Origin of the sequence: Archangium sp. (assembly GCF_045802675.1) — a bacterium.
In the GTDB taxonomy this organism is placed as follows: domain Bacteria; phylum Myxococcota; class Myxococcia; order Myxococcales; family Myxococcaceae; genus Archangium.
This window is the reverse complement of sequence record NZ_JBJMQO010000066.1, coordinates 34,641-49,866: the sequence shown is the minus strand read 5'-3', so window position 1 is coordinate 49,866 and position 15,226 is coordinate 34,641. Positions and strand designations below refer to the sequence as shown.

The 15,226-nt window shown below is 70.5% G+C and carries 12 protein-coding genes and 1 pseudogene; 6 read left to right on the top strand and 7 right to left on the bottom strand.

The window, feature by feature from the left end; translation table 11 throughout:
- Both ACJ8AN_RS18735 and ACJ8AN_RS18730 read left to right on the top strand, forming a co-directional pair.
- Positions 1–584, top strand: a pseudogene (locus tag ACJ8AN_RS18735) (hypothetical protein); the annotation flags it as partial.
- A 57-nt stretch (positions 585–641) separates the two neighbouring features.
- The gene (locus ACJ8AN_RS18730; protein WP_407756752.1) at positions 642–1,010 is read left to right on the top strand and encodes a hypothetical protein; all 369 of its coding nucleotides are present in this window, start codon (positions 642–644) and stop codon (positions 1,008–1,010) included.
- Between the two features lie 9 nt (positions 1,011–1,019).
- On the opposite strand, the gene ACJ8AN_RS18725 is transcribed toward ACJ8AN_RS18730, so the two are convergent.
- The 6 genes from ACJ8AN_RS18725 to ACJ8AN_RS18700 form a co-directional block, all read right to left on the bottom strand.
- The gene (locus ACJ8AN_RS18725) at positions 1,020–2,069 is read right to left on the bottom strand and encodes a hypothetical protein (RefSeq protein WP_407756751.1); all 1,050 of its coding nucleotides are present in this window, start codon (positions 2,067–2,069) and stop codon (positions 1,020–1,022) included.
- A gap of 13 nt (positions 2,070–2,082) precedes the next feature.
- A complete protein-coding gene (locus tag ACJ8AN_RS18720; protein ID WP_407756750.1) occupies positions 2,083–2,589 on the bottom strand; it encodes a hypothetical protein in 507 nt (168 codons plus the stop codon).
- An 88-nt stretch (positions 2,590–2,677) separates the two neighbouring features.
- On the bottom strand, positions 2,678–6,553 hold the full coding sequence (locus tag ACJ8AN_RS18715; RefSeq protein WP_407756749.1) for a serine/threonine-protein kinase PknK: 3,876 nt from the start codon (positions 6,551–6,553) through the stop codon (positions 2,678–2,680).
- A gap of 33 nt (positions 6,554–6,586) precedes the next feature.
- The gene (locus ACJ8AN_RS18710; protein WP_407756748.1) at positions 6,587–8,437 is read right to left on the bottom strand and encodes a cache domain-containing protein; all 1,851 of its coding nucleotides are present in this window, start codon (positions 8,435–8,437) and stop codon (positions 6,587–6,589) included.
- Positions 8,438–8,479: 42 nt separating this feature from the next.
- Entirely contained in the window at positions 8,480–9,964 is a 1,485-nt protein-coding gene (locus ACJ8AN_RS18705; RefSeq protein ID WP_407756747.1) for a glycine betaine ABC transporter substrate-binding protein, read from the bottom strand.
- On the bottom strand, positions 9,961–10,704 hold the full coding sequence (locus ACJ8AN_RS18700) for an ATP-binding cassette domain-containing protein (RefSeq protein ID WP_407756746.1): 744 nt from the start codon (positions 10,702–10,704) through the stop codon (positions 9,961–9,963). The genes ACJ8AN_RS18705 and ACJ8AN_RS18700 overlap by 4 nt, the downstream gene beginning before the upstream one ends.
- Positions 10,705–10,869: 165 nt before the next feature.
- Here ACJ8AN_RS18700 and ACJ8AN_RS18695 point away from each other — a divergent pair, with 165 nt between their 5' ends.
- From ACJ8AN_RS18695 to ACJ8AN_RS18685, 3 genes are all read left to right on the top strand, one after another.
- The gene (locus ACJ8AN_RS18695; protein WP_407756745.1) at positions 10,870–12,303 is read left to right on the top strand and encodes a hypothetical protein; all 1,434 of its coding nucleotides are present in this window, start codon (positions 10,870–10,872) and stop codon (positions 12,301–12,303) included.
- Between the two features lie 12 nt (positions 12,304–12,315).
- Complete coding sequence (locus tag ACJ8AN_RS18690; RefSeq protein WP_407756744.1) at positions 12,316–12,804, top strand: hypothetical protein; 489 nt, start codon at positions 12,316–12,318, stop codon at positions 12,802–12,804.
- A gap of 70 nt (positions 12,805–12,874) precedes the next feature.
- Positions 12,875–13,666: a YdiY family protein gene (locus ACJ8AN_RS18685; protein ID WP_407756743.1), complete on the top strand. Its 792-nt coding sequence runs from the start codon at positions 12,875–12,877 to the stop codon at positions 13,664–13,666.
- Between the two features lie 2 nt (positions 13,667–13,668).
- Here the strand turns inward: ACJ8AN_RS18685 and ACJ8AN_RS18680 are convergent, their stop codons facing one another.
- Positions 13,669–14,889 (bottom strand): cytochrome P450, encoded by a 1,221-nt coding sequence (locus ACJ8AN_RS18680; RefSeq protein WP_407756742.1) that lies wholly within the window; start codon positions 14,887–14,889, stop codon positions 13,669–13,671.
- 110 nt (positions 14,890–14,999) lie between these two features.
- Between ACJ8AN_RS18680 and ACJ8AN_RS18675 the strand changes: the two genes are divergently transcribed.
- Entirely contained in the window at positions 15,000–15,188 is a 189-nt protein-coding gene (locus tag ACJ8AN_RS18675; protein ID WP_407756741.1) for a hypothetical protein, read from the top strand.
- Positions 15,189–15,226 lie beyond the last annotated feature (38 nt).

Genomic DNA, 15,226 nt, shown 5'->3' with positions numbered 1-15,226 from the left:
TGATGGGCCTGGTGGGCCTGCACATCGCCCACAAGACAGCCACCCAGAAGAAGTGGATGTGGTCCACCTTCGAGCACGTGGACAACGTGACGAAGCTCTTCAACAACCCGCAGTGCCCGCGGACGCCCACCTACAACCCGAACGTGCCGGTGCCCTGCACCCAGACGTGCTGCCTGCCCAACTCGCAGACGGCGGCCAAGGACCCGAAAACGAACACCTACGTGGAGCTGAGCCCGGCGGGCAAGCCGCTCAACCGCCCCACCCAGCTGACGCGCGTCATGGCCATCACCGATCCCCAGGCGAACGAGCAATTCAAGGCGCTGCTCGCAGGCTCGGTCTGGGAGAACTACGAGCTGGTGTCCACGCAGTGGGTGGACAACCTGGGAAAGACCCAGCCGGAGTTCGTCGCCAACACCACGCTGGAGAGCTTCAACCAGGGGCCCACTCCGCCCACGAACGGCAAGCTGCCCTACAAGCCCCTCTCCACCCAGGTCAGCTCCAGCTGTCTGCAGTGCCACTCCACGGCCACGAGTACGAGCGGCGGATTCGCGGACTTCAGCTTCGTCCTGGGCACGGCCCAATAGCCTGCCCTAACCTCTGGCGGTTCATGCAGCGGCCTCCTTGAAAGAAGGCGAGCACACATGGCGATGAACAGCACGACGAGCCCCAGGTATCGAGTCACGGCCTTGGACGCGAGCTACTCGGGCAGGGCGCTGACGGTGCGCTGCGAGGTGGCGCCGGCGGATCCCTCGCATGCGATCTCGCTCCTCCTGGTGCGGGTGGACGACCCCAACACGGGGAACATCTACCTCAACCCGTGCGCCACCCCGAACTACGGAACCCCGCCCCCCGCGGGCGCCAGCCTGAGCGTGAGCGGCTCCACCCAGCTCTTCGTGCCCTCGGCGACGATGAACAAGGTGCGGGTGGGCTACTTCGGCTTCGTCACCGACCCGAAGGGCGTCTCCTACGACTTCGACGGCATCCAGATCTTCGACGTCTCCCAGGAGTAGGCCGGCGGCTCAAACCCAGAGGGAGAAGCGGCACTCGAAGTAGGGGTACGCCTTCACGGTGACGGGCTCGTGGGGCCGGCACACCAGCTTCAGACCGATGGTCCGGCACAGCTTGCTGGGCCAGCGGTACCCCTCCAGGGTGACCCGGTCCGAGCCCGTCCAGTCCAGCACGGCGTCCCGCTTCGCGGGTGTACACAGCTTCTGCTCCACCATCCGCTGGAGCACGCCGCTCGCCCAGCTCTTGCGCGGCTCGTCGGGCAGGGGCAGCGAGAAGCCCAGCGTGGGCCCGAGGCCATCGGGCCCGGCATCCACGTTCACCTCCGCGAAGCTCAAGGGGGAGAGCCACGTTCGCGAGAGCTCCTCCACCTGGGCGCGCGGGCCGGGCCAGCCGAGCCGCTCCACGAACTCCGCCAGCAGGGGCCTCGGTACCCCCATCACCAGGCGCACCGCGTCCAGGCCGCGGCAGTCCAGCGGGGCCACGTGCTCGACCACGCCTCCCTCGGGGAGGTGCTCGAAGCAGCGCGCGACGGTGCGGGCCACGGCCGGAGTCAACGGCCTGCCCCGCAGCACCTCCAGGCCCCGCAGCGCCAGGTGGAGCGACGCGTCCGCGGCCTTGCGGTGGTCCAACGCGCGCCCGGGCGGCTTGAGGAAATCCGGCTCGACGCACAGGAAGGCGAAGGGCTGGAGAAGGCCACCCAGGGGCCTGGGCAGGTCGTACTCGAGCCAGAAGATGGGCACCCGAGCCAGGGGGGAGCTCGCCTCCAACCACTCGCGGGAGAAGGCGCGCACGCCATCCCAGAGCGGGCCCCGGAGCCGGTCTCCCGCCTTCGCGAGCATGTCCGCGAGCGCCGGGGCGCCCCCATCGTCGAGCATGCCGCAGGCCATGAAGTCCACCTGCGAGGCCCCTTCCTCCAGCCGGCACTCGAGGGAAATGCCCCCCGACATCCTCGGCAGCAGGTGGGCTACCTCGCTCACGGTGGCCAGCGCCTCTTCCGAGACCAGCTCCCAGGGCAGGCGCGTGCTCAACGGACGCAGCAGCTCATCGATGTGGACGATCACCCGCGGCTCCCAGCTACTTCGCGACGACGGTGAAGCTGTTGTCGAGGAGGGAGAACCACGCGCTCGGGTTGGACACGGTGACCGCGTACACCCCCGGGGGGGCGCTCGCCGGGAGGTTGAGCCGCGCCTTCAGCGTGGAGCCCTGGACATCCGGCTGGGTCACCTGGAGCGTCTGGGCCAGGTAGTTGCCACCATTTGCCTGCTGCAGGGTCACGAACGCGGTCGAGGCGAAGTAATCCCCGGTGACGGTGAGCTCGAGCTGCGTCCCGGCCTTGCCGGTGGCCGGAGACACGGAGTTGATGACGATGCCACCGGGCTTGCTCCAGAGCGCCCCGAACAGCGCGCTCCGCGACATCTCCTGCCCCATCATCTCGAGGAGCCTGTCCCGGTCCCCTTCCTCCAGGGCCTGACGCGCATCCGGGGGCACGCCGTAGGAGTCCATCACGCCGGAGGGATCCCGGCTGAACTGCTGCTGGACGTCGGAATTGGTCAAGAGATCCGCGATGAGCTTGATGAGCAAGGGTTCCCCTCCCGGGATACGGCCCCCGCTACGCTAGCCAACAACGGCGCCCATGACAGCAACGCAATGCGTGGCGCGGCGGGTGGAGCTACGGCGCACAGCCGGGGAGCATCATCGCCGCCCACTCGCGCGGGCGCTGGATGCCATCCGCCCTGAGCAGGGTGGTGGCCTCTTGCACGAGCGCCCGGCCTTCGTCCCCGCCCACCAGCTCGCCCTTCCACCAGCGCGCGCACGCCTCGAGGTTGGGCATCCCCACGGCCCGGTACCCGTCGATGGCCGAGGACAGGTGCACGAGCGCCTGCTCGAGCTGGTCCCGCTGCCGGGCCACTCCCGCCCGGATCAACTGGGCGAGCGAGGGGCAGTCCTTGCGGATCTCCTTCTCCAGTTGGAGCGCGTCCTCCTCGGCCTGCCGCAGCAGCTCCGGCCGGCGGTCTGGAGCCGTGGCCGCCATCGCCAGCGCAACCTGGGCGCGCAGGGTATGGCTCTCGATGCGGCTGGGCTGGCCGCGGAAGATCTGCGCGGCGGTGAGCATGGGCCAGGTCTTCTCCAGCCGCGCCCAGGCACTCTCCGGCCTGCCCTGGTAGAGGTCCGCTTGAGAGGTCCTCAGGAACGCGTGGTACTGCTGGATGGCACCCATCCGGGACCAGCCGGCGATGGTCTCCTCCACGAGCTTACGGGCGTTGTCCGGCTCATCCCGGGCGACGAGGCCGAAGGCCGAGTAGAAGGAAGACATCACCCGGGAGTAGGAATCGCCGCGCTCGGTGGCGGTGCGGTGCCACTCCGACGCGCGGATCCCCAGCCCGCTCATGCGCCGCTGCGCATCGTGCAGGTGGCAGTCCAGGGAGCGCGAGACGTTGAGCTCCCAGATGACATCCACCCCGTGCTGCAGCAGCAGCCGCTTTCCCTTCTCGACGTGGGCCCGCCCGCTGGCGAACTCCCCCTGCACCAGCGAGCAGGCCGCCTGGTACACCTCGGCGAAGCCGATCAGCGCGGGATGCTGGAGCCGCTCGGCGATGGCCGCCCCCTCCAGCAGGTAGCGGGAACCCCGCTCCAGGGCGGCATGGCTGCCCTCCCACAGCAGGACCGGACCGAAGGCGATGAGCGAGCGGGCGATGCGCGAGGCCTCTCCGCACTCCAGCGCCAGCCGCAGGCTCTGGAGCTGGAAGCCCGAGGCGCGGATCCACTCCACGTCCGCCAGCGCCTTGCCGAGCGACCAGCCCAGGTCCACCCGGTGCAGGTGCTCGGGAGCAACCGCGGAGGCGGGCTGCTCCTGGAACGCCGTCCCCCGCTTCTGGAGCCGGCTGCGGTGCCACAGCATGTTCGCCGGCGCGCCCCGGTGGGTGTCCCCGTAGGAGAGCTTCACCTGGGAGAGCATCGGCCGCACCAGCGCGAGCCCCTCGTCGATCTGCCCGCCCAGCATGTAGCTCTCGGTGGCGCGGCGCTGGTTGTCCAGCACCGCCACCGGAGAGCCGCCCAGGCCCGCCACCTCGAGGAACAGGGGCGCGGCTTCGAGACACCGGCCGGCATTGGCGAGCGCCTCCGCGCGGCTCCGCTTCAACGCGCCCGGGGTGCCCAGCTCGGGCTCGGGTGCGCCGCCGCTCCATTCGAGCGCGGACCCGAAGAGCTCCGCCGCGCGATGGAAGGCGAGCGCCTGATTGGCGCGCTCGGCCGCGCGCAGGGCGTTGCGAGCCGCCTTGCGCAGCTCCCCCGCCCCATGCTGGTGCACCGCCAGGTGCTCGGGATCCGCGTCGGCACGCGCCTCCAGCACCCGGGCCAGCCGGGCGTGATGCGCGATCAACTCCGAGGCGTCCAGCTGCCCCACCACGCTCTCGCGAATCCGGTCGTGGGAGATTTCCAGGCGGGTGTACTCCCCCTGGTGGAAGCGCAGCAGGTTGTGGGCGCGCAGCAGGACGAGCGAGGACAGGGCCGAGCCCGAGCCCCCGAGCGCCTCGACCAGCAACTCCTCGCCGGTGGGCCGGCCGGAGACCGCGAGCACCTCCAGGAGATTGCGAGCCTCCTCGGGAAGAGCGTGGATGCGCCACCGCAGGACGTCCCCGAGCGACACGGCTCCAGAGTCTCCCGCCTCCTGAAGCGCCCCGGTGACGGGAGCACGGGCGAGCTCCTCGATGAAGAGGGGGTTGCCGCGCGACTCCCGGGCGATGTGCTCGGCCCGCGTCCGGGCCTCGAGGGACGAGGTCCCCAGGCGCCGCGTCGCGAGCTGCACGGAGACCTCGGGCGGAAGGGGCTCGAGCCGCAGCTCGCTCCGGGCCATCTGCCAGGTGGAGCCCGCCAGCAGGCGCTCGAGCTCGACGAGGAAGGGACTGGTGCGGGCCTCGCTGGCGCGGTAGCTCGTGATGAGCATCAGCGGAGGAGCCCCGGGCGGCGACAGCAGCTCGGCCAGGAAGCGCGCACTGTCCACGTCGCCCCACTGCAGGTCATCCAGACAGAGCACCACCCGCGCGCGCTGGGAGATGCGCAGCAGCAACTCCTGGAGCACGGCCGCCGCGAGCTGGCGCGCCTGGAAGGGCTCCGCGGGAGGGGCCGAGGGCGGCGCCTCGGGTTGGAGCTCCGCGCTCAGCACCAGCACCGGGAACAGGCGCGTGAGCTCGTGCATCCGCGCGGGAATCAGCTCCCGGGCCTGCTCGCGCGGCAGTTGGAGCAGGTAGCGCCCCAGCGAGTCCATCAGGTCATCCAGGGCCTTGTACGGCACGGACTCGCGCTCGTAGCAGCGGCCGGACAGGACCACCGTGCCGCGCGCATGCAGCGAGTGGGTGAAGTGTCGCAGGAGGGTGCTCTTGCCGATGCCGGGCTCACCTTCCACCGTCACGAGGGAGAGCGTCCCCGCCTCGGTGCGCTGGAACGCCTCCGTCAACTGCTTCAGCTCGGTCTCACGGCCGATCAGCTCCTGGCCGGAGTAGGTGGCGCGCACGCCCGGCTGGGTATCGCCTCCCTGGGGATGGAGGGTCGCCACGATCTCGGCGTAATCGGGACGGCGGCTGGGCTCCGGGTTGAGCAGACGCACGCAGAGCTCGTCCAGCTCCGCGGGAACGCCTTGCACCAGGAGGGAGGGACGCACGACGCCCAGCCGCTGTTGCGCGAGGCGCTCGTGTACCTGGCCCTGGAAGGGCCGCCTGCCCACGAGGGCCTCGAAGAGCATCACGCCCAGGCTGTACCAGTCGCTCGCCGGCGAGGCCTGCTCCCCGGACCACTGTTCGGGAGCCATGTACGGCGGCGAGCCCGCGAACTCATCGGGGGTGACGTCCAGCGGGGCCGGCGCGGGCTCCTTCGCCAGGCCGAAGTCGAGCACCACCGCGCGGCCGCTCTCGGTGATGATGACGTTGGAGGGCTTGAGGTCGCGGTGGACGATCCCCTGGGTATGCAGCGTGTGGACGCCCTGGACGATGTGGAAGAAGACGGCGCGCAGACGCTCGGGATCTCCGGTGAAGACGGCAGGCTCGGACCTGGGCTCCTGTGGGGAGGAGGATGAGGCGGACGAAGACGCGACAGACGGCCGCTGCACGAAGCTGACGGTCTCGTCGCTGGAGGAAGCCGTGGTGCCCAGCTGGGTCTCGGTGGGAGCCTCGGGCGGCGCCGTGTCCTCGGGCCTGAGCGACAACAGCAAGGGATTGCTGACGTTGACCCGGGCGCTGCTCGTATTGGAGACGTAGGCGTTGAAGTGGCGCCCCTCGACGTACTCCATGGTGAAGAACCACTGGTCGCCCTCGGAGTGGAGCTCGTAGAGGGTGACCAGGTTGGGGTGCACGAGGTTGGCGAGCAGCCGGAACTCGTGTTTGAAGCGAAACACGGCGGACGGGCGGGTCTCGTTCAGGACCTTGAGGGCCACCACGGTGTTGTAGTGGCGATCCCAAACCTCATACACGGAGCCAAACGCTCCCGAGCCCAAGAGGCGGCGCAGCTCGAACCGGCTGCTCCCCTGAAACGAGAACTTCGTCGGCAACCGCATCTTCCGTCTCCTGAAACGCTGACGTGAGGGCCCTCAGGCTACCATGGAATGGTCAGCGCTCGCGTGCAGGGCGGACACGTCCACCGGCTCGGCGCGGCCCTTCACCGCGATGAGACCCAGGCTCTCCAGCCGCAGTCCGGACTCGCTCCGCAGCCCCTCCGCCACGGAACGGCTCATCAGGATGGGGTGCTCGGGATAGTCCTTGGTGAGCGATTCCAGCCGCGCCGCGATGTTCACCGTGTCACCGATGACCGTGTAGAGCAGCCGCTCGGGCGAGCCGATCTGGCCCGCCACCGCCTCGCCCGCGCACAGGCCGATGCCCGCCTCGAGGGGGAACTCGCCCCGCGCCACCCGCCGCGCGTTGAGCACCGCGAGCCGCTCCTGCATGGCCAGCGCCGCCCTCGCCGCGCGCCGCTCGATGCCCGTCTGGTCGATGGGCGCTCCAAAGACAACCACGATGGCGTCGCCGATGAAGTTGTTGATGTAGCCCTGGTAGGGCCGCACCGCCTCTGTCATCTCCGTGAGGTACTCGTTGAGCAGCGCCACCACGCCCTGCGGATCCATCCGCTCGGACAGGCTGGAGAAGCCCCGGATGTCCGAGAACAACACCGCCACCCGCCGCGTCTCGCCGCCCAGGCGCAGCTCGCCGCCGAGCAGCTTCTCGCGCACCTCGGGAGACACCACGCGCCCGAAGATGTCCCGCTCGCGCTCGCGCTCGGCGAGTCCCGCCGTCATGGTGTTGAAGGCCCGCGTCAGGGCGCCAATCTCGTCCTCCGAGTGCACGGGCACCCGCCCCGCGCCGTACTCGCCCCGCTCCACCACGCTCGCCGCCCGCGTGAGGCTCAGCAGCGGCCGCACGATTCCCCGCGCCACCAGCAGCGCGAGCACCGTCACCGCGAGTCCCACCCCCAACACGCTCAAGAGGGTCTGCCTCGCCAGCGAGACGAGCGGCGCGGAGAACTCGGCATCCGGCATCTCGACGCCCACCGTCCAGGGCCGGGTCTTCATGGGAGCGAAGCCCACGATGAGCGGGCCGCGCTGCGCGTCCGTGTAGCCCGTGTGTCCCGGGGCCTTCGCGCCGATCATCTCGCGGCCCAGCACGTCCAGCCCGAGGCTCGGAATGGTGTTGATCCCCACCGACGAGAAGCGCCGGTCGAAGACGGGCAGCTTCAGCACCTCGGGAGCCAGGGGCGTGAGGCTGTGGAACAGCAGGCCTCGCTCGGTGTGGCTGATGACGACCCCGTACTCGTCGATGAGGAAGCCCCGGCCCTGCTCACCCAGACGGAGCGAGCCCACCATCTCCATCAGGGACTCGCCCTGGAGCTTGAGCACGACCACGCCCACGGCCGAGCCCTCCGCGTCGCGCACGGCATGCGAGAAGAAGACGCCGGGCCGCGAGGTGGTGCTGCCGGTGAGGAGCTCCGAGACATAGGGGCTGTGCTCGAGCGCGCCCCGGTAATAGCTGCGGAAGGCGTAGTCCCGGCCGAGATTGTCCGGGTGCGTCGCCGCGACGCACGTACCGGCCTTGTCGAGCAGGAACACCGAGAAGACATCCGGGTTCGAGTGGATGACGTTGTCGAGGGCCTGCTGCACGGAGGCGCGCTCGGTGGCGTCGGGAGCCGGAGCGGAGAGGAAGGCCACCACCTCGGCGTCGCCGGCGAGCTGGGCCACGGAGCGGCTGGTGTCCGTGACGAGCTGGTCCAACCGCGCGGCGGTGGTGCCGGAGAACAGCTCCAGGTTGAGGTGGGCGGTGCGCCGCACGCTGGCGAGGGACTGGTGGAGGTTGTACGCCGCCGTCAGGCCCATGGGGACCAGCGCGACCGCCAGGAAGGCGAGCGAGAGCTTGAGGGCAACGGGCCAGGAGGAGGGACGCGGCAGGCGCATGGGCAAGCGGGGTTCATCCTACCCCTGGAGTGGCCCGGGGACCTAAAGCCGCAGCCCCCGGGGAACCACGAGCCGCTCGATGAGCTCGAACAGGCCGCTGACGAGCAGCGCGAGCACCGCCGCCGGCACGGCCCCCTGGAGGATGAGCCCGGTGTCATCCAGCCGGATGCCGGTGAGGATGGGCTGTCCGTAACCCCCGGCGCCAATGAGGGCCCCCAGCGTGGCGGTGCCCACGTTGATGACAGCGGACGTCTGGATGCCGGCGAGGATGGAGGGGGCGGCCATGGGCAGCTCCACCAGTCGCAGGCGCGCACCGGGCGGTAGGCCGAGCGCCTCGGCGGACTCGCGCACCTCCGGCGCAATCCCCGAGAGCCCCGCCGCGGTGTTCCGGATGATGGGCAGCAGGCTGTAGAGGAACAGCGCCACGATGGCCGGCCGCGTGCCGATGCCCAGCAGCGGAATCATGAACACCAGCAGCGCCAGCGAGGGCACCGTCTGGATGACACCGGCCAGCGCGAGCACGCCCCTCCCCAGCTTCGGCCTGCGCGCCACCAGCACGCCCAGCGGCACCGCCACGAGAATCGCCGCGAGCAGCGACAGGCCCACGAGGAACAGGTGCTCACGCGTGTGGCGCCACAGGCTCGCGAGCAGGCTGTCGCCACTCACCGCCACCGTGAGGCCCAGCTCGCGCTCCAGGAACGTGGCGGCCACCTGCGGCTCGGGCACGCGCTGGAGCTTCGCCCGGGCGTTGAGCTCCACCATCTCGGACTCGGAGAGGCGGCCCTCCAACCGGCGGAGCGCGGTCACCACCTGGGGCGCCCGCTCGGACAGGTCCGCGCGGTAGACGAGCACGGCGTCGTACGCGGGGAAGTGCCGCAGGTCGTCCTCGAGGACGCGCAGGTGGTAGTACGCGATCTCCGCGTCGGTGGAGTACAGGTCCGTCACCTGGAGGGCGCCGCTCTCCAGTCCCCGGTAGGCCAGGTCATGGTCGAGTCCCCGCACGTCCCGCTGCGGCAGCGCGTAGCGGGAGCGCACCGCGGGCCAACCATCGGCGCGGTCCATGAATTCGTTGCTGAAGCCGAAGCGCAGCTCCGGATGCTGGCGCAGGTCCGAGAGCGTGCGGATGCCCAACCGCTCGGCCTCGGCCTCCTTCATGCCGAGCGCATACGTGTCGTTGAAGCCCAGCGGCGCGCTCATGCGCAGGCCCTCGGCGGCGAGCGCCTGACGCAGGGCCTCGTCATCGGGCAGCGCGCGGCCGGAGAAGATTTCCTGGCGCAGGGTGCCGGTGTACTCGGGATAGAGGTCGATCTCCCCGCGCCGCAGCGCCTGCCAGAGCACCTGGGTGCCTCCGAGCTCGCGCCGGTGCTCGGCCCGCGCGCCGGTGCTCCGGGCGAGCTGCGTCACCAGGTCCCCGAGGATGACGGACTCGGTGAACTTCTTGGAGCCCACGCGCACGGCGGGGCCCTCCACGGGCGCACCCGGGCACGCGGCGAGCACGAGCAAGAGACAGACGGCGGGGAGCCTCATGTGGGGCGGCCCTCGGAGGGCAGGCGCTGGGCCTGGAAGAAGCGGGTGACGAAGGGGTCCGCGGGAGCGCGCTCCAGCTCGGCGAGCGGGCCCTGCTGGACGATGCGGCCCTCGCGCATCAACACCACGTGGTGCCCGAGGAAGGCGCCCTCGCCGAGGTCATGCGTGACGAGCACCACCGTCTTGCCGAGCCGGGCGAAGATGTCGCGCAGATCGCCCTGAAGCTCGTGGCGGATCATCGGATCCAACGCGCCGAGCGGCTCGTCGAGCAGGAGCACGTCCGGGTCGAGCATCAACGCGCGCATGAGGCTGACGCGCTGGCGCTGGCCGCCTGAGAGCTGACCAGGGAAGCGGCCGAGCGCATCCGGGGGGAAACGGGTGAGCTCCACGAGCTCGCGCAGCCGGGCGTGGACGCGGTCCGCGGGCCATTTCAAATAGCGCGCCATGAGGGTCGCATTGCCCTCGGCGGTGAGGTGTGGGAAGAGCCCACCGCCCTGCAAGGCGTAGCCGATGCGCTGGCGGACGGAGAGCAACTCCTCCTCGCGCAGGGGCTGACCCCGGAAGAGGACGCGGCCGGAGTCGGGCCGGAGCAGGCCGTTCATCAATCGCACCAGGGTGGACTTGCCACAGCCGCTCGGGCCGAGCAGGACGGTGGTGCGCCCCGGGGGTACACGCAGGTCGAGCGGGTGCAGGGCCCACGTCCCGCCGAAACGCTTGGATACCTGCTCGAGCTCGAACATGCCCCGAGTCATACCGCGACAGGCGACACCTCGGGCATTCAAGGGTCGTCTTCTGTAAACCCAGACACGCGCCTCCCGCGGGCTCCCTTGCCCGGTGCGGACGCGGTCTCCACCTTCGCGCGGCCCGTGCCGTGCGGACGGGCGACCCCCGTTGGAGAAGACGTCATGTCCCCGAAACGAATCCTTCCCCTGTTTTGTCTGCTATTGGCCCTTCCGCTGGCGGCGGGAGCCCAGACCCATCCGAGCGCCGTCAGCCTCCGCATCCAATGTGACTTGAAGGACGTCACCCAGACACTCGGCGCGGCGAGCCGCGATTGCCAGACGCTCTTCGGCTGGTTCGAGGGCCGGCTCGACTGGCGTAGCGGCGGCACGGTGGGCGACGAGGAGTCGGGCACGCTGCTGTACTCGGAGTTCGGCCGCTTCTACGCCACCCACGCGCTCGACGGCGAGGTCATCGTCTACGCGGATGGTGGCGACAACCGCGAGGACTTCGAGCAGCGCTACCTCACCCCGAGCGAGCACAACGTCCTGACGGCGCCGGACGTGCGGGTGGTGCTCTACCTGAAGAAGAAGAGCGACTACGTGAAGCTCACGGACCAGCGCTTCATGCCGGTGGCGAGCGCGGCCTGGGCCCGGTACGCCGAGGAGGCCATGCGCTTCAAGGGCGAGCTGCGCGGGGACGTCACGGGGCCTCAGGAGGGCACGAAGGTGGTGGCCCTCCAGAACGTCCCGGTGTCCGGCACGGCGCCGGTCCAAGGGCAGGAGCTGCGTTTCAATGGCTCCCAGTGGGCCCCCACCACGCCCTCGCTCCTGACGGCGGGGGCCGGCCTCCAGGGCGGCGGCTATGACGGCTCGAGCCCGGCCACCTTCAGCGTGGTGTTCGGCACGGGCCCGGGCACCGTGACGGAGGGCTCGGATGCGCGGCTGCCTCCCGCTCCGGGCACGGCGGGACAGCTCCTCTATTCGAATGGCTCGGGCTGGAGCGCGCTCTCGCCGGGTGCGCCGTATCAGGTGCTGCACGCAGGCCCCCTGCCTTCCTGGGGCGCGGTGTCCCTGGGCACCGACGTGAGCGGCGTCCTACCCGTCGGGAGCGGAGGTACGGGGCTCGCCTCGCCGGGCGCGCCGGGCAACGTCCTGCGCAGCACCGGGACGGGATGGACCAGCAGCCCGCTCTCCGGCACGGAGCTCCCGGGCGGCAGTGGCAACTACATCCAGAACCAGGGCTGGATGGCGCAGAACGCGCAGCTGTGGATCTCCGGGACGGCGAAGGTCGGCGGCCTCCAGGTGGGCGGCGGCACCGCGCTGAAGCGGATGCAGATGGGCACCCTCACCCTCAACCCGCCCGGCCGCTGCAATGGCTACCCGGTCGTCAAGTGCACCTATACCTATCCGCTCGCGTTCCCCACGCCGTTCTCCACCACGCCGACGCTCATCGCCTCGCCGCGGAGCGCCTGCGGGGACTGCACGGACGCCTTCAGCGTCACCACCCGCAACGTGACGCCGTGGGGCTTCGAGGTCGTGGTGACGCGCGTCGACCCGAACCGCATCGGCGGCGACTGGGGACAGTTCCTCCAGATCGACTACTGGGCCGGTAACTGAGCGGAGGCATCGATGACTCCACGTCGCTCCCTCTGGATGGGCACCTGTGCCGCGCTCCTCGCCGTGGGAGGGCTGCTCGGCATCCACGTGTACCGCCTGGAGGCTCGCCTGGCCTCGCTGGAGGCCCATGCCGAGCGACGTGATGACCCCGAGCCGGGAGTGCAGGGGCGCGCGCCTCCCACGCCCGTCCGGCCCACCCGGCAGACCCTGCGGGTGGATGACCAGGCGGCGCGGGAGCTCGCGCAGCGGCTCGGGGGAGAGCTGGGTCTCGAACAGGAGCGGGTGGAGAAGCTCACCCGCTTCCTGATGGCCTGGCACCTGCGCGCTGCACTCGAGGGCGCGCGGGCCCAGGGCGAGGACGTCTCCGGCGTGGCGGCCAGCCATGCCGAGCTGCTGCGAGGGGACCTGAAGCAGGAGCTGGCCGGGCTGCGGCTCGACCGGGCGCAGCTCGCCGTGTTGTCCCGGGAGACGCCGGGGCTCGAGGCGCTGCTCACGCATTGACCAGACGCGGCGCGCCCCGAAGCTCGCGGGAGTATCGGCGCACCACCGGTTCCCGGTACGGTGCGCCGCCATGGAAGACACCCCTCCGCGCCGGTGGGCGGGCCTGCTGTTCCTCCTGCTGGGAGTGCTGACGCCGCTCGGGGCGTCCGCGCAGATCGTCAACGTCCAGGCGCTCTTCGACGAGGCCACCTCCCCCATGGGCGGCTCGGGCGGCGCGGAGCTGTCGCTGGACTGGCGCACGGGCAGCACGGACCTGCTGGTGGTGCGCGGCCTGGTGCTCGGCCAATGGCGCTCGGAGAAGCACACGGTGCTGGGCGTCGCGCGTGGCGAGTACGGCTACGCCCAGGACACCCTCATCGTCAGCAAGGTGCTCGAGCACGTGCGCTACCGCTACCGCCTCATGGACTGGCTCCAGGGGGAGACGTTCGTGCAGCACGAGCTGGATGCCTTCCGGCGGCTGCGGCTGCGCGCACTGGTGGGAGCCGGGCCGCGCTTCACGCTGTTGAGCTCGGAAGGGGGCTCGCTCGTGCTCGGGGTGGCGGCGATGCTGGAGTACGAACAGCTGCGCCACGATGAGCTGCCGGACGCGGGCTCCGAGACGCTGGACCCGCGGCTGAGCAGCTACGCGCTGGGCCGGTTGCGGCTGCTGGAGAACCTGAGCCTCGTGGAGACGCTCTACGTGCAGCCGAGGCTCACGCGATTCTCCGACGTGCGGGTGCTCAACGACCTGTCCCTGGTGATCGACATCAACAAGCGCCTCACCTTCGGCACGGGCTTCATCCTCACCTACGACGCGGCGCCGCCCGCCACCGTGTCCCGCTTCGACACCCAGCTGCGCTCGGCGCTGGGCGTGAAGTTCTGAGGTCACCAGCGGACGGGCAGCGAGTCGAACCCGCGGAACAGCAGGCTGTTGCACTTGAGGCGCGGCGGCCGCTGCTCGTCGAGCCGGAGGTCCGGCAGGCGGCGCACCAGGGTCCGCAGGGCGAGCTCCAGCTCGCGGCGGGCGAGCCCGAATCCGAGGCACAGGTGCGGGCCGAAGGCGAAGGCCACGTGCTTGTTGTTCTCGCGGGTGAGGTCGAACCGGCCCGGGTCGGCGAAGACGGACGGGTCCCGGTTGGCGGCGGCGATGCCGAGGAACACCAGTTGGCCCTTGCGGATGGTGCGCCCGCGCAGCTCGACGTCCTCCACGGCCACGCGGTGCATGAAGGGCACGGCGGGGGTGTAGCGCAGCAGCTCCTCCACGGCCGGTTTGCACAGCTCCGGCTGCCGCTTCAGCTGCTCGAGCTGCTCGGGGTGCGTCAGCAGCTCGTACACGCCGTTGCTGAGCTGGTCGATGGTGGTGACGTGCCCGGCGGTGAGGATGAGGACGGCGTTGGACACCAGCTCCTCGGTGCTCATCCGGCCCTGCTCCTCGTAGCGCAGCAGCAGGCTGAGCAGATCATCGCCGGGACGCTCGCGGCGCGCCTCGATGGCCGCCGTCAGGTAGCGCGAGAGCTGCGCCGAGCCCTCGTTGGCCTGGAGCGCGGCGCTCCTCATGTCCCCCACCGCGGCACCAAAGAAGGTGGTCACGTGGTTGGACCACCGCTGGAAGCGCTCGTGGTCCTCGGCGGGAATGTCGAACAGCTCGGTCATCACGAGCGCGGGCAGGGGCTCGGAGAGCTCCACGGCCACGTCCATCCGCCGCTGCTCCTGGACGCGGTCCAGCAGCGAATCGATGATGCGCTGGATGGCGGGACGCCACCCGTCGAGCACCTGCGAGGTGAAGCCCGTGTTGGCCTGCCGGCGCAGGCGGGTGTGCTCGGTACCGTCCTTCATGAGCATCATCCCCTCCGCCACGCGCAGGTAGTCCCGCACCAGCTCCGTCCCGAGCCCCCGGAGCTGGTGCTCGGCGAAGAGCTGGGTGCGGTTGGCGCTCAGCCGCGGGTCGCGGAAACATCCGGTGACATCCTCGTGGCGGGTGACGAGCCAGGCCTGGAGCGCCTCCGACCAGTGGACCGGGTCCTCCTCCTGCAGTTGCCGGTACACGGGCCAGGGATTGCTCAGGGTTTCGGGAGTCAGGAGCGCGGGCGCTGCGGGCGACGTCATGGGTCCTCCTCACGAAGAGGTCATTTCAAGTGAACACCTCGTATTTCCAGAACGGCTGCGTTCCAGAACTCGTGGGGCGCACGCTGTGATGGAACGAGAGGGTCTCGAACGTGACCCGCGGCCCGGCCGGGGTGGTGAGGCAGGCCGCGAAGCGAGGAGGCGCACCCCAGGACTACCTGCTCACCCGCTGGGCCGAGACGGAGGTGGACGGCAAGCCACTCTGCGAGGAGGACATCTCAGGCTTCTTCCAGCTTCAGGAGGACTTCCAACTCGCCAGCGGCGAGCCCTGGCCTCCCTGACTCAGACTGCACCCGCACGGGCACAGCCAGGCTCCCAG

Bases quoted from the DNA above. Each gene is read 5' to 3' on its own strand.
- ACJ8AN_RS18685 (WP_407756743.1), top strand. From the start codon at position 12,875: ATGGAAGACACCCCTCCGCGCCGGTGGGCGGGCCTGCTGTTCCTCCTG.
- ACJ8AN_RS18695 (WP_407756745.1), top strand. From the start codon at position 10,870: ATGTCCCCGAAACGAATCCTTCCCCTGTTTTGTCTGCTATTGGCCCTT.
- ACJ8AN_RS18730 (WP_407756752.1), top strand. From the start codon at position 642: ATGGCGATGAACAGCACGACGAGCCCCAGGTATCGAGTCACGGCCTTG.
- ACJ8AN_RS18705 (WP_407756747.1), bottom strand. From the start codon at position 9,964: ATGAGGCTCCCCGCCGTCTGTCTCTTGCTCGTGCTCGCCGCGTGCCCG.
- ACJ8AN_RS18715 (WP_407756749.1), bottom strand. From the start codon at position 6,553: ATGCGGTTGCCGACGAAGTTCTCGTTTCAGGGGAGCAGCCGGTTCGAG.
- ACJ8AN_RS18680 (WP_407756742.1), bottom strand. From the start codon at position 14,889: ATGACGTCGCCCGCAGCGCCCGCGCTCCTGACTCCCGAAACCCTGAGC.
- ACJ8AN_RS18690 (WP_407756744.1), top strand. From the start codon at position 12,316: ATGACTCCACGTCGCTCCCTCTGGATGGGCACCTGTGCCGCGCTCCTC.
- ACJ8AN_RS18700 (WP_407756746.1), bottom strand. From the start codon at position 10,704: ATGTTCGAGCTCGAGCAGGTATCCAAGCGTTTCGGCGGGACGTGGGCC.
- ACJ8AN_RS18710 (WP_407756748.1), bottom strand. From the start codon at position 8,437: ATGCGCCTGCCGCGTCCCTCCTCCTGGCCCGTTGCCCTCAAGCTCTCG.